General features: G+C 31.5%; 24 protein-coding genes. 22 read left to right on the forward strand and 2 right to left on the reverse strand.

Annotated elements, in window-relative coordinates; genetic code table 11:
• Window positions 1-46: 46 nt before the first annotated feature.
• Window positions 47-589 carry a helix-turn-helix domain-containing protein gene (locus E0K96_RS08980; protein WP_168082651.1) on the reverse strand — a complete coding sequence of 181 codons (543 nt, stop codon included), beginning with the start codon at window positions 587-589 and terminating at the stop codon, window positions 47-49.
• 399 nt (window positions 590-988) lie between these two features.
• Here E0K96_RS08980 and E0K96_RS08985 point away from each other — a divergent pair, with 399 nt between their 5' ends.
• The 17 genes from E0K96_RS08985 (at window position 989) to E0K96_RS09065 (ending at window position 14,217) form a co-directional block, all read left to right on the forward strand.
• Window positions 989-1,870, forward strand: coding sequence for an SPL family radical SAM protein (locus E0K96_RS08985; RefSeq protein ID WP_168082653.1), 882 nt, complete (start codon window positions 989-991; stop codon window positions 1,868-1,870).
• A 25-nt stretch (window positions 1,871-1,895) separates the two neighbouring features.
• Window positions 1,896-2,591, forward strand: a complete 696-nt coding sequence (locus E0K96_RS08990; RefSeq protein WP_240924487.1) for a GyrI-like domain-containing protein — start codon at window positions 1,896-1,898, stop codon at window positions 2,589-2,591.
• 20 nt (window positions 2,592-2,611) lie between these two features.
• Window positions 2,612-3,046 (forward strand): GNAT family N-acetyltransferase, encoded by a 435-nt coding sequence (locus E0K96_RS08995; protein ID WP_168082655.1) that lies wholly within the window; start codon window positions 2,612-2,614, stop codon window positions 3,044-3,046.
• A gap of 36 nt (window positions 3,047-3,082) precedes the next feature.
• Complete coding sequence (locus tag E0K96_RS09000) at window positions 3,083-3,694, forward strand: tyrosine-protein phosphatase (protein ID WP_168082657.1); 612 nt, start codon at window positions 3,083-3,085, stop codon at window positions 3,692-3,694.
• Window positions 3,695-3,769: 75 nt separating this feature from the next.
• Window positions 3,770-4,045 carry an HPr family phosphocarrier protein gene (locus E0K96_RS09005; protein ID WP_087243040.1) on the forward strand — a complete coding sequence of 92 codons (276 nt, stop codon included), beginning with the start codon at window positions 3,770-3,772 and terminating at the stop codon, window positions 4,043-4,045.
• Between the two features lie 108 nt (window positions 4,046-4,153).
• On the forward strand, window positions 4,154-6,457 hold the full coding sequence (locus tag E0K96_RS09010) for an anaerobic ribonucleoside triphosphate reductase (RefSeq protein ID WP_168082659.1): 2,304 nt from the start codon (window positions 4,154-4,156) through the stop codon (window positions 6,455-6,457).
• A complete protein-coding gene (gene nrdG, locus E0K96_RS09015; protein ID WP_204209628.1) occupies window positions 6,438-6,968 on the forward strand; it encodes an anaerobic ribonucleoside-triphosphate reductase activating protein in 531 nt (176 codons plus the stop codon). The genes E0K96_RS09010 and nrdG overlap by 20 nt, the downstream gene beginning before the upstream one ends.
• Window positions 6,969-7,032: 64 nt before the next feature.
• Window positions 7,033-7,815, forward strand: coding sequence for an HAD family hydrolase (locus E0K96_RS09020; protein WP_168082663.1), 783 nt, complete (start codon window positions 7,033-7,035; stop codon window positions 7,813-7,815).
• Window positions 7,815-8,057 (forward strand): hypothetical protein, encoded by a 243-nt coding sequence (locus tag E0K96_RS09025; protein WP_087243034.1) that lies wholly within the window; start codon window positions 7,815-7,817, stop codon window positions 8,055-8,057. The genes E0K96_RS09020 and E0K96_RS09025 overlap by 1 nt, the downstream gene beginning before the upstream one ends.
• A 12-nt stretch (window positions 8,058-8,069) precedes the next feature.
• Window positions 8,070-9,059, forward strand: coding sequence for a dipeptidase (locus E0K96_RS09030; protein WP_168082665.1), 990 nt, complete (start codon window positions 8,070-8,072; stop codon window positions 9,057-9,059).
• A 260-nt stretch (window positions 9,060-9,319) separates the two neighbouring features.
• Window positions 9,320-9,712: a putative periplasmic lipoprotein gene (locus tag E0K96_RS09035; RefSeq protein WP_087304119.1), complete on the forward strand. Its 393-nt coding sequence runs from the start codon at window positions 9,320-9,322 to the stop codon at window positions 9,710-9,712.
• Entirely contained in the window at window positions 9,709-10,533 is an 825-nt protein-coding gene (locus tag E0K96_RS09040) for a MurR/RpiR family transcriptional regulator (RefSeq protein WP_087304120.1), read from the forward strand. The genes E0K96_RS09035 and E0K96_RS09040 overlap by 4 nt, the downstream gene beginning before the upstream one ends.
• Window positions 10,534-10,598: 65 nt before the next feature.
• On the forward strand, window positions 10,599-11,441 hold the full coding sequence (locus E0K96_RS09045; RefSeq protein WP_168082667.1) for a fumarate hydratase: 843 nt from the start codon (window positions 10,599-10,601) through the stop codon (window positions 11,439-11,441).
• Window positions 11,438-12,007: a Fe-S-containing hydro-lyase gene (locus E0K96_RS09050; RefSeq protein ID WP_168082669.1), complete on the forward strand. Its 570-nt coding sequence runs from the start codon at window positions 11,438-11,440 to the stop codon at window positions 12,005-12,007. Before E0K96_RS09045 ends, E0K96_RS09050 begins: the two co-directional genes overlap by 4 nt.
• Window positions 11,994-12,818: a MurR/RpiR family transcriptional regulator gene (locus E0K96_RS09055; protein ID WP_087297095.1), complete on the forward strand. Its 825-nt coding sequence runs from the start codon at window positions 11,994-11,996 to the stop codon at window positions 12,816-12,818. The genes E0K96_RS09050 and E0K96_RS09055 overlap by 14 nt, the downstream gene beginning before the upstream one ends.
• 8 nt (window positions 12,819-12,826) lie before the next feature.
• Window positions 12,827-13,843, forward strand: coding sequence for a threonine aldolase family protein (locus tag E0K96_RS09060; RefSeq protein WP_168082671.1), 1,017 nt, complete (start codon window positions 12,827-12,829; stop codon window positions 13,841-13,843).
• Window positions 13,843-14,217 (forward strand): HU family DNA-binding protein, encoded by a 375-nt coding sequence (locus tag E0K96_RS09065; protein ID WP_158097255.1) that lies wholly within the window; start codon window positions 13,843-13,845, stop codon window positions 14,215-14,217. Before E0K96_RS09060 ends, E0K96_RS09065 begins: the two co-directional genes overlap by 1 nt.
• A gap of 100 nt (window positions 14,218-14,317) precedes the next feature.
• Here E0K96_RS09065 and pduL read toward each other — a convergent pair whose 3' ends face one another.
• On the reverse strand, window positions 14,318-14,884 hold the full coding sequence (gene pduL / locus E0K96_RS09070; protein ID WP_168082673.1) for a phosphate propanoyltransferase: 567 nt from the start codon (window positions 14,882-14,884) through the stop codon (window positions 14,318-14,320).
• A gap of 201 nt (window positions 14,885-15,085) precedes the next feature.
• Between pduL and cdaA the strand changes: the two genes are divergently transcribed.
• From cdaA to E0K96_RS09095, 5 genes are all read left to right on the forward strand, one after another.
• Window positions 15,086-15,865: a diadenylate cyclase CdaA gene (cdaA, locus tag E0K96_RS09075; RefSeq protein WP_241147098.1), complete on the forward strand. Its 780-nt coding sequence runs from the start codon at window positions 15,086-15,088 to the stop codon at window positions 15,863-15,865.
• On the forward strand, window positions 15,855-17,252 hold the full coding sequence (locus E0K96_RS09080; RefSeq protein WP_168082675.1) for a CdaR family protein: 1,398 nt from the start codon (window positions 15,855-15,857) through the stop codon (window positions 17,250-17,252). The genes cdaA and E0K96_RS09080 overlap by 11 nt, the downstream gene beginning before the upstream one ends.
• Window positions 17,253-17,256: 4 nt before the next feature.
• Window positions 17,257-18,606, forward strand: coding sequence for a phosphoglucosamine mutase (glmM, locus tag E0K96_RS09085; RefSeq protein WP_168082677.1), 1,350 nt, complete (start codon window positions 17,257-17,259; stop codon window positions 18,604-18,606).
• Window positions 18,607-18,687: 81 nt separating this feature from the next.
• A complete protein-coding gene (locus E0K96_RS09090) occupies window positions 18,688-19,344 on the forward strand; it encodes a response regulator transcription factor (protein ID WP_168082679.1) in 657 nt (218 codons plus the stop codon).
• A gap of 1 nt (window position 19,345) precedes the next feature.
• Complete coding sequence (locus E0K96_RS09095; protein ID WP_168082681.1) at window positions 19,346-20,683, forward strand: HAMP domain-containing sensor histidine kinase; 1,338 nt, start codon at window positions 19,346-19,348, stop codon at window positions 20,681-20,683.
• Window positions 20,684-20,705 lie beyond the last annotated feature (22 nt).

Here is a 20,705-nt window from a genome sequence, read left to right on the forward strand (position 1 = left end):
ATATTTTCATGAAATAGAATTATCATTTTGTATTTGAATAGAATTTTTAAAGCAGTGCAAGTGTTTGGAAGTAGATGATAATTGTAAATAAACTCATTGATGTTATAACAAAGTATCCAAAATAACTTTTATGTTTTATAATTCCTTCAATCATTTTAATCAAACCAAAGATAAGAGTAAATGGTGCCCAAATAACACCAAAAGATATAAATCCTTCTAAATATGGGAATAGACTAACTATAACAATGAAGAACAATGGAAGAATCACGATAAAAAAGAGAATAAATTTATATGTCATAAAAGCTTCCTGATCAGTGATTTTATCTTTCATTAAATCAATAATTAATTCGTTAGATTCATTTAATAAATCTTTTTTCTCACAATATTCTCCCAACAACAATTCTTGTATTTCTATATCTAAGCATTGGCATAAAGGAATAATCAATGAGCTATCTGGTAAATTGATGCCTCTTTCCCATTTGGATATTGATTTATCTGTAACACCAATTAATTCAGCCAATTCTTTTTGAGTCATGTTTTTTTCTTTTCTACAAGATGCAATAAATTTTCCTACTTTTTTTATATCCATATCTAAAACCTCCTCCTAACTGAATTATAAAACATTTCAAAGTGTAAGTATAGAACCAGAAAGTAGAATGAGTGGAATTTAAGTTCTTATGAGTAAAATAATCAGCATAATTCTCTCGGTTTAGTGCGATAGTCAATGAAAAAATAAATATATCTAAGTTTTAGATGTTTATTATTATACAAATGTTTCTACAGATGATTGAATCATTGATTATATTCTCTAAAAAACTAAGATTTCATAAATGTCAAAATATAAATATACGTTATGATTGGTTATTTGATATAATTTCAATAGATTCATTATGAAAAAGCTATATTTTTTAGATAAATATTTGACATCAAGGATAGTGTTAAAAAATGTGATGAATTTTCAAAAACAATATATGAAAGGAAAATATTTATGCATTATAAAAAAGTAAAAGGGATTTTATCTTCGTCAAATGGAATGAACTTATATCGAGGATGTACTCATGGCTGCATATATTGTGACTCAAGAAGTCATTGTTATCATATGGAACATGATTTTGAGGATATTGAAATTAAAGAAAATGCTATTGAACTGTTGGAACAGACTCTAAAAAGAAAACGATCAAAGTGTATGTTGAGCACAGGTTCTATGACAGATCCCTATATTCCTCTTGAAAATGAAATAGGTTATATGCGAAAGGCATTATCATTAGCATATAAGTATGGTTTTGGTTTTACTTTCATCACAAAATCTAATCGTGTATTAAGAGATTTAGATCTATTAAAAGCGATTAATAATAAAACAAAATGTGTTGTACAAATGACATTAACAACTTATGATGAAGATTTATGTCAAATGATTGAACCAAACGTCTGTACAACTCGTGAAAGAGTGGAAGTCTTAAAGCAACTTCGTGATGCAGGTATTCCAACGGTTGTCTGGCTTTGCCCAATTCTTCCATTTATTAATGATACGAAAGAAAATATTATAAATATTTTAAATGATTGTATTGAAGCTAAGGTTTACGGTGTTATCTGTTTTGGGATGGGACTAACACTTCGTGAGGGTAATAGAGAATATTTTTACAATCAGTTAGATCATTTGTTTCCTCATATGAAAGAAAAATATATACGAACTTATGGAAATCAATATCAACTTTATAGTTTAAAGAATCATCAGTTAATGAAGATCTTTCATCAGATGTGTGAGGAACATGGTATTGTACATGATAATAAACAGATATTTGAGTATTTAAAGAAATTTGAAGATAAAAAGAAAAATGTTCAATTGAGCTTATTTGATATGGACTTATAAAAGGTGAAAAAATGAAGAAATATTTATGTTATTTTATATAAAAAATATTCATGGTAAAATAGGATTTGTAAGTAAAGGAAGTGAAATGATGACTTTTGATTATAAAAAAGAATATAAGGAATTTTATATGCCTAAAAAGAAACCCAATATTATAACAATACCTCCAATGAATTATCTGGCAGTCAAAGGGAAAGGAAATCCTAATGATGAAAATGGAGATTATCAACAAACCATTAGCCTTTTATATAAGATAGCTTATACAATTAAAATGAGTTATAAAAGTTCATATCAGATAGATGGATTTTTTCAATATGTTGTTCCACCATTGGAAGGTTTTTGGTGGCAGGAAGGAGTCAAAGGAATGGATTATCAAAGAAAAGATGATCTGCAATTTATTTCTTTGATTCGATTACCAGATTTTGTCAAAAAGGAAGATTTTGATTGGGCTATTCATACAGCAACGCAAAAAAAGAAACAAGATTTTTCAAGGGTGGAATTTTTAACCTATGATGAAGGGCTGTGTGTGCAGTGTATGCATATTGGCAGCTATGATAACGAACCTCAAACTGTATCACTGATGCATGAATATATGGAAAGTATGGGTTATGAGCTGGACATTCATGATCATAGATTTCATCATGAAATTTATTTAAGTGATCCTAGAAAAGCAAAGGTTGAAAAATTAAGAACAGTGATTAGACATCCTATCAAGAAAAGATAGTAGAAATGGGGAAAAGTGATATGAGTTGTTATATAAGACAGTGTCAAATTGATGATGTTGAAGATATTTATCAATTAAATAAAGAAGAAATGGCTTATGACTATCCTATAGAACTTACAGCTAAGAAAATAATGGCTTTATGTCAGTCGTCATGTGATCGCATTTTTGTTGCAGAAGAAAGTGGAAAGGTTATTGGATATGTTCATGCTAATAACTATGATACGCTTTATTTTGGACACATGAAAAATATAATGGGAATTGCTGTATCATCGTTACATAAACGTCATGGTATAGGTTCTTTACTTTTGGCAGAGGTAGAAAAATGGGCACATGAGGATAATGCTATAGGTATTAGATTGGTTTCTGGTGGAATGAGAAAAGGTGCTCATGAATTTTATCGTAAGAATGGTTATATTCACGAGAAAGAACAGATCAATTTTAAAAAATATTTTTAACATATAATAATTTTTTTGTGTTATGGAGGTGTATAGATGAGTTCGCTATTTGAAAATACTTGTAATACAAGGTTATTATTTAAACATGATACACGTTTTATAAGAAGTGATGTACCTATAAAGTTAACTGAAGATGAAATACAATGGCTAATTCATCATAATGTACGTACTATCTTTGATTTACGCAGTGAAAATGAACGTTTCAAGCAACCAAGTTTATTTGAAAACGATACACGTTTTATTTATCATCATACACCAGTAACAGGAGGTCAACATATTCCACGTACTCCTGAAGAAGTCAGTTTATCATATATTCATATGGTAGATGAAAACATGTGGAAAATTATATACATGATGCTTCATGCTTCTACGCATGTCCTTTATTTTTGCAATGCTGGTAAGGATCGAACAGGAATTGTGTCAGCCATTTTAATGCTTTATTTTGGAATGGATCACGAAAGTATTGTTGAGGATTATTTGATATCCAAAGATAATTTACAAAAAAGATTAGAAATGTATGTTCAAAATCATCCTCATATAGATATGAATGTGATTACACCACGACGTGAATATATAGAACGATTTTTAGAAGATTTTGAACAGCAATATGATTTACAGATGATTAAAAAAATGGAAAATAATTTTTAATTGAAGAGTCATATTTTTTCAAATATCCAATATCTTTATGTTATAATAATAGTATGAGTAAAGGAGGAATTTGATATGGCTCAAAATTTAAAATTTACTGTTACAGATCCAGTTGGTTTATATGCAACACCTACAACTGAATTGGTTAATACTGTGAAACAATTTTATTGCCATGTAACATTAAATTATGGTAATAAAAGTGTCAATTTAAAAAGTATGATGGGAGTTTTATCTTTAGGAATTCCAACGAAAGCACAAGTTGAAATTATTACTGACGGTGAAGATGAAAAAAAAGCAATTGAAATAATTAAAGATAAAATTAATGAATTAGGAATTTCAACAATTGAATAGTTATATAGGGTATTCAGTGATGAATACCTTTTTTTGTAAGGGGAATCATTCAAAAGATTTGAGAAAAACGAAGAGATGTGAGATACTAAACAAAAGGGGGTTTGATTCATGATTCAATACATTAGAAAAAGAGATGGACGTATGGATGTCTTTGATGTCAATAAAATTGCAGGAGCTATTTATAAGGCGTTCCAGGCAACAGAAGCAAAATATGGTCTAGATGCAGCTATTCATTTGGCACATATTGTAGAGCAGAAATTAGAGGATCGTCATACAGAATTGCCAACAGTAGAGCTGGTACAGGACACTGTAGAGGAAACATTAATAGAAAAAGGGTATGTACGTATTGCAAAAGCTTATATTTTGTATCGTGCTGAACGTACACGTTCTAGAGATCGAAAATCACGTTTAATGAAAACATTGGAAGAAATTACTTTTCAGGATGCTAAGGATAGTGATTTAAAACGAGAAAATGCGAATGTGAATGCTGATGCTCCAATGGGAACAATGTTAAAATATGGGGCTGAAGCAGCCAAACAGTTTAATGAGATGTTTGTTTTAAATCCTTTACATAGCGCAGCACATCGTTCTGGCGATATACATATTCATGATATGGATTTTTTGACATTGACAACAACCTGCACCCAAATAGATATTATTGATTTGTTTAAAGGTGGTTTTTCAACTGGTCATGGAGTTTTGCGTGAACCTAATAGTATTACGACATATTCTGCTTTAACTTGCATTGCGATTCAATCTAATCAAAATGATCAGCATGGCGGACAGGCTATTGTGAATTTTGATTATGGAATGGCTGAAGGAATTAAAAAATCATATCGTAAGTGGTATTTGAAAGCTATTGAAGAAGCATTAACATTATTAACTGATGTCAATGTTGCAGATGTTATGGCACAGTTGAAATCATTAGATCATCAGCCTTCTTTAAGTTGTCAAAATTATGTTATAGAAGAAAAAGATGTATTGATGCATAATCATATATCTCCACAAATTATTGAGCGTATTCAAAAATTTGCAAGTGAAAGAGCATATCAGGATACTGATAAAGAAACGTATCAGGCTATGGAAGCATTGATTCATAATTTAAATACGATGAATTCACGTGCTGGAGCACAAGTACCATTTAGTTCATTGAATTATGGCATGGACACATCAGTTGAAGGAAGAATGGCTATTCGTAATGTCCTTCTTGCAACGGAGGCTGGCTTGGGTGGTGGAGAAACACCTATTTTTCCAATTCAGATATTTAGAGTTAAGGAAGGCATTAATTATCAAAAAGGTGAACCTAACTACGATTTATTCCAATTAGCATGTCGTGTTTCAGCAAAGCGTTTATTTCCTAATTTTTCGTTTGTTGATGCAACGTTTAATAAACAATATTATAAAGGAACACCAGAAACAGAAATTGCATATATGGGATGTCGTACTAGAGTTATGGGGAATATTTATGATCCAACTCGTGAGATTTCTCCAAGACGTGGGAATTTAAGTTTTACTTCTATTAATTTACCTCGTTTAGCGATTAAATCAAAAGGTGATATTGATGAATTCTTTATTAAGCTGGATCAATTAATAGATTTATGTATAGATCAATTATTAGAAAGATTTGAAATTCAGTGTAAAAGACGTGTGATGAATTATCCATTTTTAATGGGACAGGGTGTTTGGCTTGATTCAGAAAAATTAAAATCAACAGATGAAGTCAGAGAAGTATTAAAACATGGGACTTTAACGATTGGATTTATTGGTTTAGCCGAAACATTAAAATCTTTGATTGGTTATCACCATGGTGAAAGTGAAAAGGCACAAATTTTGGGATTACAAATTGTAGCACATATGCGTCGTCGTGTTGATGAAGCCTGTCAGAAATACCATTTAAACTTTTCTTTAATTGCCACACCTGCAGAAGGATTATCAGGACGTTTTGTAAAACTAGATAGACAATTATATGGAAAGATTGAAGGAGTCACAGATCGAGAATACTATACAAATAGTTTTCATGTTCCTGTTTATTATCCAATCAGTGCTTTTGATAAAATAAGAATTGAAGGACCTTATCATGAACTCACAAATGGAGGACATATTAGTTATATTGAAATGGATGGTGATCCAACAAAGAATTTACCAGCTTTTGAAAAAATTGTAAGAGCTATGCATGATGCCAATATGGGATATGGTGCTATTAATCATCCTGTTGATCGTGATCCTGTTTGTGGATATAATGGCATTATTAATGATGTTTGTCCTCAATGTGGTCGTAAAGAAGCACCTCATGAAGAATTTGAAAGAATTAGACGTATCACAGGTTATCTTGTAGGAACGCTTGATCGTTTCAATGATGCTAAAAGAGCAGAAGAAAAAGATCGTGTTAAACATGGAATCAACAAAGATTAGATTATATGGTGTTGTTCATGATTCAATTGTAGATGGACCTGGTTTACGTTATACTCTATTTACACAAGGATGCTTACATCATTGTCCTGGTTGCCATAATCCTCAAAGCTGGGATATAAATGGTGGATATGAAGAAGATATTGAAACAATTGTTGCTGATATTTTAAGTAATCCACTTTTAGATGGTATAACCCTTTCTGGAGGTGAACCATTTTTACAAGTGAAGCCTTTGAAAATATTGGTTTCTCAAATCAAAGCTCAAACTTCTTTACATATTATGATTTATAGTGGATATGTCTATGAAGACATTCTTAAACTTGGACAGGATGCCATTGATTTATTATCATTATGCGATACATTGGTAGATGGACGTTTTGTATTATCACTACGTAGTTTAGAATTGATTTATAAAGGTTCATCTAATCAAAGAATCATAGACATTCATAAAAGCCTCCAACAAGGACGTGTTTATGAACAAAAGGTGAGTGAATATGGAGAATTTATTGATTGAATAAATTCTCTTCTTTTTATAAAAGTTATTTTACTGTATAATAAAAAAGACAAGGAGGACAAGTATGAAGCCATTATTATGTTTTGATGTTGATGGTACATTAAGAGATAATGTCCATCATCAAGTGTCGTTATCAACACAAAAGGCGTTACGTCTATTAAAGAAAAATGGATATCATATGATTATTTCCTCAGGGCGAGGAATTGATTCATTAACACGAACAGGACTTATGGATATGTTTGAATGGGATGGATTTGTTTGTAATAATGGTCAGGTTGTTTTAGATGCCTATAAAAAAGAAATTTTTCACGCATCCATGGATCCTCAGGCCGTACAGGAAGTTTTATCTATAGCGAAACAATATAATTATGCTGTGACATTAAAATCTAAGCAACGTATTATTTCTAAGGAACCTGATGAATATGTTTTGCAGACACAAAGATATTTTCAAAATCAGATTCCCCCAGTTGGAACATATTGTGGTCAAGAAGTCGATGCAATGATTGTATATGGACCACTTGGCTATGATTATGCACCTTTTCAAAAAGTATCTGGAGTTCATGTTTTGCCTGGAGAATCTACATATGCTGATATTACAATTGCTGGATTATCAAAAGCAACAGGAATTCAAAAACTGATGCATTTATTAGGACTTCAGGAATATATTGCTTTTGGAGATTCTTTAAACGATGTCGATATGTTTAAACATGCCTCTCAAAGTGTGGCAATGGGGCAAGGAAATGAAAAATTAAAATCTATCGCTACTTTTATTACAAAACCTATTGATGAAGATGGTATATATTATGCATGTCTTCAACTGGGATTGATTCAAGAAGGAGAGTTCTAATGACAAAAGAAGAAGCAACAAAAAAAGCGCATCAAATGAGCGCATATTTAGAAAGTGAGCAGGCTGATGAACAAACACATGATTTTGATGATTTATGGCAAAGTCTCTATGATATTTGTCAGCTGGCGACTTATGGAATTGTAGAATTAACGCCAGAAGAAATAAATGAAGCAATAGACTGGCTTAAAGAAACACAATCACTCACAAAATTATATCAGACAACAGAAATTTATTTTTCATAGGAGGGATTGGAAATGAAAGTTGTTGATATGCATTGTGATACAATTTCTGAGATATATTTACAAAGACAATCAAATCAAGATATATCATTAAAACAGAATAACCTGAATATAAGTTTAGAAAAAATGCAACAAGGTGATTACCTTTTACAAAACTTTGCCATGTTTACACCTTTGCATAAAACTGATAATCCTTTTCAATATGCGCATGATCTGATAGATGCTTTTTATCATGAAATGAATCAGTATTCAGATATGATAGGTGTCATTAAAAATTATCAGGATATTATGAATAATATGAATCAGCATCGTATGAGTGCTATGTTAACGCTTGAAGAGGGTGCGGTTGTACAAAATGATCTTCACTATTTACAACATTATTATGATTTAGGTGTGCGCATGATTACGCTCACATGGAATTTTTCTAATGGTATAGGTTATCCTAATTTTTCAAGAGATGATGACAATCATGGCTATCATGTTTGTGATACAAAAAATGGTTTAACTGAATTTGGTAAGGCATATGTTCAAGAATGTGAACGTTTAGGAATCATTATTGATGTTTCACATCTTTCAGACGCTGGATTTGAAGATGTTTATCGTTTGACTACTAAACCGTTTGTCGCTTCACATTCCAATGCGAGAAGTGTTTGTCCACATGCGCGTAATTTAACTGATGAGATGATTTTAAAACTCGCAAGTCGTGGTGGAGTCATGGGGATGAATTATGCTGCTGACTTTTTAACAGAAAATGATGAAGAAAAGTGTTTATCAAAAATAGATGATATTGTCAAACACATTTTATATATTAAAAATTTAGCTGGCATTGACTGTATTGGTCTAGGAAGTGATTTTGATGGTATTCCACCATATTTAGAATTAAAAGATGCCTCTTATCTTCCAAAGTTAGAACAGGCATTAAAAGAAGCGGGATTATCATCGTTGGAGATTGAAAAAATATTCTTTAAAAATGTTTTGAGAGTTTATCAAGATATTCTTCAGTAAATAAAAAAGCAGATAGGTGGGAGTCCTCATCTGCTTTTTTTGATATCAGTTTGGGAAAGGATATCATGAAGTAGTCAAATTTGAAGGGAAAACAAATTATTTTTGACTACACATATAATCTAACAAATTATTTTGTATAAAATTTCATGCAATTGTCAAAAAATATGTGATTGTTTTTGATGTTACATAAATGGGACTATATTTCATAAATCATTTTGTGATATAATCATATAAAGTCGAAATATGGAGGTTAGCTCTTTATGAAAAAGTGTGTAATGTTTTTGATATGTGTGTTTTTGTTAGTAGGTTGTCAAGTTCATTCCTCACAACCTCTATCATCTCAATTTCATGAAAAGCCACTTGATAGAAAAGTTTATCAATATCATGATTATCTTTTATATATTTATGAAAACGATGAAAAGCAAAATGGTTTTACTTTTGAATTTGAACTCAATCAATCTGGAATCGGGGATTTTGCTACTTACCAGGATGATTCTCATCAACAGGCAACATGTATACTATCTCATCAAAAAGACTGCCAATTGACATTTACTTTTGGCAAGGATTATGTTATTGTGAAAATAACTGATGAAGAAAATTATTTGAGTGCTGATTTGTCTGGGCATTATGTATTACAGGAGGATTTATCGTGAAGAATTTGTTTTATAGGCTGATTATCTTTTTAGATACAGCTCAAGAAAATGATACCAATTATAATATTGCCTGGTTCATGGCTAATAATTTTTATCGTATTGCGAATATGCGTATTAGTGAGTTGGCCGCAGAATGTTTTGTTTCACCAGCAACGATTTCACGTTTTTGTCGTGCTTTAGGCTATGAAAATTTTGCGCATCTTAAACAGGAATGTTATACATTCCATTCACATGATAAAAAATTCAATAATCTTATTAATATTTCACTCGAAACAATGAAGGATTCTCCTTTACAGGCAACGCAACAATATATCCAACAAGTTATTCAATACATTTCTGACTTACCAAAGCTTTTAGATTGGAATGAAGTTGATGCAATCTTAAAATTAATTCATGATAGTGAATCAGTTGCTTTTTTTGGTACACAATTTTCACAAAGTGCAGCTTTACACTTACAAACAGATTTACTGATGTTAGAAAAGTTTACAATGGCATATATGGATTCTTCACGACAGCTAGAATGTGCAAAACAATTAAATCAAAGCAGTGTAGCAATTATTATGACTGTTAATGGATATTTCGCAAACAGTAATGCAAAGATTTTACAGTATATAAAAAAATCAGGATGTCAGGTTGTTTTGATGACTTGTCATCCACAGTTGGATTTAAAAATACCAGTTCATCATAAGTTAGTATTAGGTCAATCTAAAAACAGAAAAACAGGTAAACATAGTTTGTTAACTGCAGTAGAACTTATGTCACTGAGATATTATTGTTTATATTATCCTTCACTTCAAGAATTAAAGGGGCATCTTCTTTAATTCTTTTTTTCTTGTGGTAGGATAGAAAATTATATATAATAAACATAATAAAAGAAGGTGAAAACATGAGGGAAATAAAACAGGAAGATATTATACAGGCAGTCAAAACATTATGCATAGAGGCTAATTATCAATTGCCTCAAGATGTTCGAAATGCGATTGATCAGGCAAGTCAAACTGAAGATGGTCAATTGGCTAAACAGACATTATCTATTTTAAAAGAAAATGCAAAAATGGCTCAATCATTGTCAGTCCCTATCTGTCAGGATACAGGGATGGCTTGTTTATTTGTTGAAATAGGACAAGATGTTCATGTGCAGGGATCTTTACAGGAGGCTTTACAGGAAGGTGTTCGACAGGGATATCAGGAAGGATATTTAAGAAAAAGTGTTGTTGATGATCCTGTTTTTGATCGAATCAATACAAAAGATAACACACCTGCCTTGATTCACTATGAAATTGTGGAAGGTGACAAATTGAAAATCATTGTTGCTCCAAAAGGTTTTGGTAGTGAAAATATGAGTCAGGTCAAAATGCTCAAACCAAGTGATGGGGTAGAAGGAATTAAAGATTTTGTTTTAAAAGTTGTGGAAGAAGCAGGACCTAATGCTTGTCCTCCTATGGTGATTGGAGTTGGTATTGGGGGTTCTTTTGATTATGTCACATATTTTGCGAAAAAAGCGATGCTCAGAGATATAGGAACACATCATAGTGATTTACGATATCAACAATTAGAAGAAGAATTATTAGAAAAAATTAATCAGTTAGGTATTGGACCAGCTGGCTATGGAGGGAAAACAACAGCTTTGTCATTGAATATTGAGACATATCCAACGCATATTGCAGGAATGCCAGTTGCTGTTTCTATCTGCTGTCATGTTGCCAGACATAAGGAGGTTATTTTATGATCAAACATATGACAACACCTTTGACGCAATCACAGGCTCTTGCCTTGCAAGCTGGCGATCAGGTTTTATTATCAGGTGTTATTTATACTGCCAGAGATGCGGCACATAAACGCTTGCTGGCTTTAATAGAAAAGGGAGAAGAATTACCATTTGATGTTAAAGATCAAATTATATATTATGTTGGACCAACTCCAGCAAAACCAGGACATGTTTTTGGCAGTGGGGGACCGACAACATCTGGACGCATGGATGCTTATGCGAAAGCACTTATGCAGCTAGGTTTGCGTGGAATGATTGGTAAAGGCTATCGTCAAGATCATGTCAAACAAGCTATAATGGACTATCAGAGTATTTATTTTGGAGCGATTGGAGGAGCAGGCGCTTATATTGGACAATGTATTCAATCTTGTGAAGTCATTGCTTTTGAGGATTTAGGTCCTGAAGCTATTCGTCGTTTAGTAGTCAAAGATTTACCTTTAACAGTTGTGATTGACTGCTATGGACATGATTTATATGAAATGGGTAGAAGTCAGTATTTAAAGGAGCATAGCCATGACAATTCATGATTATAATGAAGTTGATATTTTATATACTCTGATGTCTTATGTGAATGTCTCTTCACCTCAGGACATGTATTATGCGATTGCTCATACTATTTTAACTCATATAGATCAGATTCCAAGTATCAGCATTAATGATTTGGCAGACCTTTGTTATACCTCTCCAGCAACAATCTCACGTTTTTGTAAAGATATGAATTGTAAAAGCTTTGTGAATTTTAAAAACGAAATTGCTATAGCTTTAGAAATTGCACGCAATGAAATTCATTTATCAACTCAGGATGCTCAAAAAGTTTCGGAAGATCCTGATTATTTAAAAAAGAAAATGTATCATGAAGCAATGGAGTCTTTGGCACTTGTTGAAAAATCTATTGATATGAAAGATATTGATCGTATTTGTGAAATGATATACCAGGCTAAAAAAGTACATATGTTGGGTTATCAGTTTAACAAGATTATATCTAATGATTTTCAAATGAAGATGCTAAAACATCGTAAATTTGTTTATGCGTTTGTTGAACGTGGTGATGAAATTCAAAGATTGGATATTATAGATAAGGATAGTCTGGTTATTATTATTACTGTCCGTGCCAGAGAACAGCTGATGAAGGCATTAATAGATAAAATTAAGGAACATCATCCAAAGATTTTATTATTAACAATGAATCAGACATATCAAAATGATGATATAGATTGGATTTATCGTATTGATGGTACTGAAAGTCAATACAGTGAATCTTCATTACAGGGAACAATGAATTTTTTAAGTTTATTGAATTTAATATATGTTCGATATGGATTATTATATCGAGAATAGGAGAAAGTATGTATAGTTTTTTAAATGATTATAGTGAAGGAGCACATCCTCAAATTTTAGAAGCATTAAATCAGACAAATCTGATTCAGACTGTTGGTTATGGTAAAGATGAATATTGTCATCTGGCTCAAAAGGTCATTAAAGAACGTATTCATAATGAACAGGCTGATGTTCATTTTCTTGTTGGTGGAACACAAACAAATATGTTAATGATTTCATATGCTTTGAAACATTATCAGGCTGTTATTGCCTGTGATGAAGGACATATTCAGGTTCATGAAACGGGTGCTGTTGAAGGAGCAGGACATAAGATTTTAACACGTCCACATGTCCATGGTAAAGTGACATGTCAAATGATTGAAGACATTTGTCAGCAACATACAGATGAACATATGGTTCAACCTCGTATGGTTTATATTTCTCAAACAACAGAATTAGGAACTTATTATACGCGTGATGAATTAAAAGCACTTTATGAAGTCACAAGAAAATATGATTTATATCTATTCTTAGATGGAGCAAGACTTGGAAGTGCTCTGGTTTTACCAGATGCTCCAACGCTTCAAGAAATTGCACAATATGTTGATGCCTTTTATATCGGTGGAACAAAAATGGGTGCTTTGTTTGGAGAAGCGCTCGTTATTATTCATGATGATTTAAAACCTCAATTTCGTTATCATATGAAAAATAAAGGGGCTATGTTAGCAAAAGGACGATTGTTGGGCATTCAATTTTATGAATTGTTTAAAGATCATTTATATGAAGAGATTGGTCTTCATGAAAATAGAATGGCTGATATGATACGTCAGGCATTGATGAAAAAAGGAATCCCACTTTATGAGCCTTCTGCCACTAATCAGATTTTTGTGGATTTACCACAAAATGCTTTAGAGGCTATTGAAAAAGAGTTTATGGTGACGCATATGGGAGCTATTCCTGGTGGTGAGCGCGTACGTATTGTCACTTCATGGGCAACTTCTCAAGAAGCTGTATTATCGTTTGTTTCGCTTATTGAAAATCTTTGATGGAAGATAGACGATTGCACTGTACAAGACATGAGACTTGTATTATAATAAATTTTAGGGAATACCCTAATATACATAGAAATGGAGATTATAGTATGAATAAAAATGAATTATTAGAAAAAGTTTCTTTAGCATCAGGTTTAACAAAAAAAGAATCTGAAGCTGCAATTAATGCTTTTTTAGAAACTTTAACTGATGTATTAAAAGCAGGAGATAAGATTTCTTTAAAAGGTTTTGGAACTTTTGAAGTTCGTACAAGAGAAGCTAGAATGGGACGTAACCCAAGAACTGGTGAAACAATGGAAATCGCTGCTAGTAAAGTTCCTGCATTTAAAGCAAGTTCAGCTTTAAAGAATGTTGTTAATGGTAAATAATGAGATAAAAAAGCTGTGATGACAGCTTTTTTTATTTTAAGAAATGATTCAATATAATAAAAAACCTATAAAGATTTGATTAATCTTTATAGGTATTATTTTATTTAATAATGATTCCTTCGCAAGGTGCACCAGCAGCATTTGATTCATCAGTATCAATATGCATTGCTAAAGCATAGCTATCGCTGACACGGCAGACAACATCACCAAAAACAAGTGAACGGTCAGCTGATTTCACTTCAACACTGACAATATCTTTATCTTGTACTCCAAATTCTTGGGCATCAGCAGGTGTCATATGAATGTGACGTTTTGCAGCAATAACACCACAAGAAATTTCAACTTCACCAGCAGGACCAACCAATTTGCATCCAGCAGTTCCTTCGATATCTCCAGATTCTCTAATTAATGCTTTGATTCCTAATGATCTAGCATCTGTTAAAGAGACTTCAACTTGAGTTTGAGCACGTGTAGGTCCTAAAATAGACATTTTTGTTTCGCCTTTTGGACCAATAACAGTGACTTTTTCCTGACAGGCAAATTGTCCAGGTTGTGATAAATCTTTTTTGTTTGTTAAAACATATCCTTTACCAAATAAAGTTTCTAAATCTGCTTGTGATAAATGTACATGTCTAGCAGAAGTTTCGACTAAAATTGTTTTTCCCATAAAATATCCTCCTATAACATACTTATCTTACAACTTTTTTGTGTGTTTGCAAAGGAATTTGTTTCTTTTTGATAAAAAAGATGAAGTTCACAAAATGAAGATATAGATTTTCAGGAAATGAAAAAGGTAACGTTTTACTTTTGATGGAAAACTGATATAATAAAAAAGAAATGTAGGTGATAAAGATTGAATCTTAGTGTTGTGATAAATTTTATAAGATCAGCGATAGATTTGATTGCAGTATGGTTTATTTTATATTACTTAATTTCAATGTTTAAGACAAATATGAAAACCATGCAATTATTTAAAGGTGTTCTTTTTATTTTGATTGTCAAAGTATTAACAAGTTTGCTTGGATTAACGACACTTAATTATCTTGTTGATAGTATTATTAATTGGGGTGTATTAGCCATTATTATTATTTTTCAGCCAGAAATTAGAACTCTACTGGAAAAGATGGGACAAACTAAATTAGAAGTTAAAAAAGAAATAAGTAATGATGAAAAGGAAAGACTGATGGATGAATTGGTAGATGCGATTTCGACTCTTGCAAAAGAGCAGACAGGAGCATTAATTACTTTTGAAAGAGGTCAATCCATGATTGATTATATCAATACAGGAACAAAAATCAATGCCGATATACGTAGTGAACTTTTCTTGACTATTTTCTGGGAAGGGACACCGCTTCATGATGGGGCAACAATTATTCAGGGGGATCGTGTAGCCTGTGCGGCAGCATTTTATCCACCAACAAATAAGGAACTCAGTCCTAAATATGGAGCACGTCATAGAGCAGCGATTGGAATTAGTGAAATTACTGATTCATTAACTGTTGTTGTCAGTGAAGAAACGGGAACCATTTCTTTTGCAACGAATGGTGAATTAAGAAAGATTCCTATTAAGGAATTAAGGGCATCATTAGTGAATGAATTGCAATGGTTTAAATCTAGTGATGAAGGAGGTCAAGCTCATGAGTCCTAGAAATCAAAAAAATAACAGACCTTTAAAAGATACAACAACTGACTTTTTCTTGAAAATTATTGAAAAAGAAAAAGACCAGACAAATAAAGATATATCTAGTAAAGAAAGTGTTAATGAAAAAAAAGTGAAAGCTATTGATACGGGGGCACGCTTTTATAACTATATGAATCAGCTTTTAGATAAAATATTATCAAGTAAGGTCTCGATTACAATTTTATCTTTTGTCATGGCTGCAGTTTTATTTTATAGTGTATCAGGAAAAGATATTCTCACAAGTCCAACTTCAGGAGCAACATTAGAAAATGTTCCTGTTTATGTAGAAAATCTTAATGATTCTTTGGAAGCATCAGGCATACCTGAAAGTGTATCAGTTGTTTTGGTTGGACCATCGCTAGATATATATAAAACGAATTTTTCTAAAGATTATCAGGTTTATCTAGATTTGCAGGATTTAGATGAAGGAGATTATGTTTTGAATTTAAGGACACGTAATTTTCCTGAATCGTTACAGGTTGTATCCATTCCTAGTTCAATTAAGGTGACGCTTGCTAAAAAAGTAACGCGTACATTTGATTTAGGATATCGTTTTATTAATGAAGATCAACTGGATAGTAAATATTCGGTCAGTGTGAATCAAATGGATTTAGATACCGTGGAGTTACGAGCAAGTGAAGAAACTTTATCTAGAGTCGAAATGGTTGAGGCTTGCATTGATGTATCTGATAAGACTGAAGATTTTGAACAAAATGCAAGAATTAGAGCTTATGACAGTAATGGTGAAGAATTAAATGTAGAAATGAGTCCTGAATCTGTCCATGTCACATGTCAGGTATCATCTTATAGTAAGACAGTTCCTATTCATGTTAATCTTGTAGGGAACCTGCCAACGGGATATCAGGTATCTCAGTATACACTGTCACAAAGTGAAGTTACAATTTTTGGATTAGAAGAACAATTAAATGAAATTCAACAAGTTGAAGTTGATGTTGATATCACAGATTTAAAATCAAGTACAACTATGACGAATCTTGCATTGAAAAAGATAGCCGGTATTAATAAATTTTCACAGGATGCAATTGATGTCAGTGTGGAAATCGAAAAAGTCATTACAAAAAAATTCGATAACATTCCTATTAAGGTGTTGAATAATTCGCGTGATTATAAGGTTTCGTTTGCTGGCCAAGGACAGAATGCTTCAGTATCAGTGACGGGAACCGAGGATAAAATCAATACTTTAAAAGTTGACAATATTCAAGCAACAATTGATATTGATGGTTTGGATGTTGGAACGCATCAGGTGAATGTTAAAATAGCTGGTGATGATGAAACATTAACAATGAAATTATTATCATCATCTAAAGTTACAATTAATATAGAAAGGAATTAGAAAAATGGGAAAGTATTTTGGAACAGATGGATTTAGAGGAGAAGCAAATATAGATTTGACAGTAGAACATGCCTATCAGGTAGGAAGATATTTAGGATGGTATTTTTCACGTTCTCATCGAGCAAGAATTGTGATTGGAAAGGATACAAGAAGAAGTTCTTATATGTTTGAATATGCTCTTGTTGCTGGATTAACTGCAAGTGGAGCTGATGCATATTTATTACATGTGACAACAACACCTTCTGTTTCTTATGTAGTAAGAAGCGAAGAGTTTGATTGTGGAATCATGATTTCTGCTTCACACAATCCTTATTATGATAATGGTATTAAAATTATCAATGGAAAAGGACATAAATTAGAAGCAACAATAGAAAACCTCATTGAACAATATATTGATGGTTTAGCAGATCCTATTCCATTTGCTACAAAAGATAAGATTGGACGTACAATTGATTATTCAATGGGAAGAAATCGTTACATTGGATATTTAATGAGTATTCCAACACGTGCTTTTAAAGATATCAAAGTTGGTCTTGATTGTGCCAATGGTTCATCAAGTGCCATAGCAAAAAGTGTTTTTGATGCTTTAGGTGCTCAAACACATGTGATTAACAATCAGCCTGATGGCTTGAATATCAATACAAATTGTGGTTCTACACATATTGAAGTTTTACAGAAATATGTGGTTGAAAATGGCTTGGATGTTGGTTTTGCCTATGATGGTGATGCGGATCGCTGTATTGCAGTAGATGAATTTGGACGTGTAGTCAATGGTGATTTGATATTATATGTTTGTGGTTTAGAAATGAAACAAAAAGGTGAACTTTTAAATAACACCATTGTTACAACAGTGATGAGTAATTTTGGATTATATAAATCATTGGATAAGGCTGGTATTCAATATGAAAAAACAGCTGTAGGTGATAAATATGTTTATGAAAATATGGTGAAAAATGGACATTGTATTGGTGGAGAACAGTCTGGTCATATTATTTTCTCTAAACATGCAACAACAGGTGATGGTATTTTAACATCATTGAAAATCATGGAAACAATGGTTGAAAATAAGAAAACATTAGCTCAATTAACTGAACATGTTGAAATTTATCCTCAATTATTAATTAATGTAAGAGTGAGTGATAAGGCTTTAGCTCAAAATGATCCTGATGTTCAAAAAGCAGTCAAAGAAGTTGAAGAAGCATTAGGTGATGAAGGAAGAATTTTAGTACGTGAAAGTGGAACTGAGCCAGTTGTAAGAGTCATGGTCGAAGCACAAAGTGATGAAATCTGTCATGAATATGTCTTGAAAGTTGTTAATACAATCAAAGCAAAAGGGTATGCTGTAGAAAAATAATATAATTTCACATATTATCACAAAATATTGCCATTTTATATGGCAATATTTTGTATATAATGAATGAAAGAGGTGAGGAATGTGAAATACCGTATTAATATCATAGATGATGAAAAAAATTTAAATGATCTTGTCAGAACTTATTTAGAAAAAGAAGGATATATTGTTTATTCTTTTTATACATATGAAGAAGCTTTTTTACATAAAGATGATGATGTCCATTTATGGATTGTAGATATTATGTTAGATAAAAATAGTGGTTTTGATTTACTGAATGAAATCAAAGGTTGTAAGCCTGATATGCCTATTGTTTTTATGAGTGCCAGAGATCAGGAATTTGATCGTATTATTGGATTGGAAAAAGGCTGCGATGAATATATAACTAAGCCTTTTAATATTAAAGAATTGATTTTAAGAATACATAATGTCTTAAAACGTGTTTATAAGGATGATCCAGCCTTGATTAATATTGATGGATATGCCATTGATGAAGAAAAAAGAAAGGTTTTATTTCAAAATACTGAAATTGAATTAACGACAAAAGAATATGAATTATTACTTTATTTTATTAAAAATAAAGGATTGGCTATTTCACGTGATCAGGTTTTATCTAAAGTTTGGGATGAAAACTATTTTGGTAGTGACCGAGTTGTAGATGATACATTGCGTCGTTTAAGAAAAAAGATGCCTGATTTAAATATTAAGACGATTTATGGATTTGGATATAGATTAGATTAATATGGAAAAAATAAAATCAAAATTATCTTTTTTAAAAAAATTATCGTTGGTTCAACAGTTGATTGTTGTTTTATGTTTTGTTGGATTATTATTGGTTGCTGTATTAATGCCTATTGTTGATTATAATGTGACTTCAATTGTTGATAAGCAGATGTATGAACGTTTAACAATTTCTCAGTATTCTATCATATATAATAATATTATGCCCTATAAACAGGAAAAAGAGGTCTATCATATTATTTATGAAACGTCCAATAATTCTTTTGTTCAATCAAATATAGGGAGTGTTCAGGTTGTTTATGATTTATACTCTTATCTCTTTAAAGATGATTTAGCCAAAATTGTCAATACAGATCAGGAAGTTTTAAAGAATAAAGGAGAGTATGATGAAAGAACATACTATTATATGATTACGAAAATCAATAATACTTCAAAATATTTGATTTCACTTGTGGATAGTGAATACTCTGTTTCCTTGATTACTTCATTACGTAATCAGATTATTTATATTCAATATGGTTTCTTTATTATTTTTGCATTAGTGATGATTCTATGGGTTTTAACATTAATCAATCCTTTGAAAAAGATAAAAAATTATATTGATAATATTAAAGATAGAAAAGATAGTGATTTGATTATGAATCGTGAAGATGAGATTGGAATTGTTTCTAAGGCCTTGGTCGAAATGAAAGAAGATCTAGATAAACAGGAAAGTATTAAAGAAGAAATGATTCACAATATTTCTCATGATTTAAAAACACCTATCGCTCTTATTCAAACTTATGCACAAAGTATTAAAGATGATGTCTATCCTTATGGAGATAAAGACAGTTCTATAGATATTATTTTGGAAAATGCTGATCGTTTAGAACATAAAGTCAAATCATTTTTATATTTAAATCGTTTGGATTATTTGCAGGGTGAAGATAATGAAATAGGATCTTTTGCTATTCAAGATTTAATTGAAAAAATTGTTTTGCAGATGGATTTCATGAAGCCAGATTTACATTTAGAAACAGAGTTAGAAAATGTACAATTTGATGGTGATGAGGAACATTGGCGAGTGGCTATAGAAAATATTATTGAAAATGCTTCACGCTATGCAAAATCTGTTATTAAAATTACGCTTAAGGAAGATTATCTGGAAATATATAATGATGGTGAAAATATTGATGAAGCCACTTTACCATATTTGTTCGATCCATATGTTAAAGGAGTGAAAGGGCAATTTGGTTTAGGACTTTCTATTGTTAGTAAGATTGCTTCTATGTTCCAGTATTCTGTGACTGCAAAGAATCATGATGTTGGTGTAAGTTTTATCTTTCAAAAGAAAAAATAAAGCATATCAGTTATGACTGACA

The sequence above is a fragment of the Massilimicrobiota sp. SW1139 genome (assembly GCF_012027715.1).
In the GTDB taxonomy this organism is placed as follows: domain Bacteria; phylum Bacillota_I; class Bacilli_A; order Erysipelotrichales; family Coprobacillaceae; genus Allocoprobacillus; species Allocoprobacillus merdigallinarum.

Bases quoted from the DNA above. Each gene is read 5' to 3' on its own strand.
- E0K96_RS08980 (WP_168082651.1), bottom strand. From the start codon at position 589: ATGGATATAAAAAAAGTAGGAAAATTTATTGCATCTTGTAGAAAAGAA.
- E0K96_RS08985 (WP_168082653.1), top strand. From the start codon at position 989: ATGCATTATAAAAAAGTAAAAGGGATTTTATCTTCGTCAAATGGAATG.
- E0K96_RS08990 (WP_240924487.1), top strand. From the start codon at position 1,896: ATGTTATTTTATATAAAAAATATTCATGGTAAAATAGGATTTGTAAGT.
- E0K96_RS08995 (WP_168082655.1), top strand. From the start codon at position 2,612: ATGAGTTGTTATATAAGACAGTGTCAAATTGATGATGTTGAAGATATT.
- E0K96_RS09000 (WP_168082657.1), top strand. From the start codon at position 3,083: ATGAGTTCGCTATTTGAAAATACTTGTAATACAAGGTTATTATTTAAA.
- E0K96_RS09005 (WP_087243040.1), top strand. From the start codon at position 3,770: ATGGCTCAAAATTTAAAATTTACTGTTACAGATCCAGTTGGTTTATAT.
- E0K96_RS09010 (WP_168082659.1), top strand. From the start codon at position 4,154: ATGATTCAATACATTAGAAAAAGAGATGGACGTATGGATGTCTTTGAT.
- nrdG (WP_204209628.1), top strand. From the start codon at position 6,438: ATGGAATCAACAAAGATTAGATTATATGGTGTTGTTCATGATTCAATT.
- E0K96_RS09020 (WP_168082663.1), top strand. From the start codon at position 7,033: ATGAAGCCATTATTATGTTTTGATGTTGATGGTACATTAAGAGATAAT.
- E0K96_RS09025 (WP_087243034.1), top strand. From the start codon at position 7,815: ATGACAAAAGAAGAAGCAACAAAAAAAGCGCATCAAATGAGCGCATAT.
- E0K96_RS09030 (WP_168082665.1), top strand. From the start codon at position 8,070: ATGAAAGTTGTTGATATGCATTGTGATACAATTTCTGAGATATATTTA.
- E0K96_RS09035 (WP_087304119.1), top strand. From the start codon at position 9,320: ATGAAAAAGTGTGTAATGTTTTTGATATGTGTGTTTTTGTTAGTAGGT.
- E0K96_RS09045 (WP_168082667.1), top strand. From the start codon at position 10,599: ATGAGGGAAATAAAACAGGAAGATATTATACAGGCAGTCAAAACATTA.
- E0K96_RS09050 (WP_168082669.1), top strand. From the start codon at position 11,438: ATGATCAAACATATGACAACACCTTTGACGCAATCACAGGCTCTTGCC.
- E0K96_RS09055 (WP_087297095.1), top strand. From the start codon at position 11,994: ATGACAATTCATGATTATAATGAAGTTGATATTTTATATACTCTGATG.
- E0K96_RS09060 (WP_168082671.1), top strand. From the start codon at position 12,827: ATGTATAGTTTTTTAAATGATTATAGTGAAGGAGCACATCCTCAAATT.
- E0K96_RS09065 (WP_158097255.1), top strand. From the start codon at position 13,843: ATGGAAGATAGACGATTGCACTGTACAAGACATGAGACTTGTATTATA.
- pduL (WP_168082673.1), bottom strand. From the start codon at position 14,884: ATGGGAAAAACAATTTTAGTCGAAACTTCTGCTAGACATGTACATTTA.
- E0K96_RS09080 (WP_168082675.1), top strand. From the start codon at position 15,855: ATGAGTCCTAGAAATCAAAAAAATAACAGACCTTTAAAAGATACAACA.
- glmM (WP_168082677.1), top strand. From the start codon at position 17,257: ATGGGAAAGTATTTTGGAACAGATGGATTTAGAGGAGAAGCAAATATA.
- E0K96_RS09095 (WP_168082681.1), top strand. From the start codon at position 19,346: ATGGAAAAAATAAAATCAAAATTATCTTTTTTAAAAAAATTATCGTTG.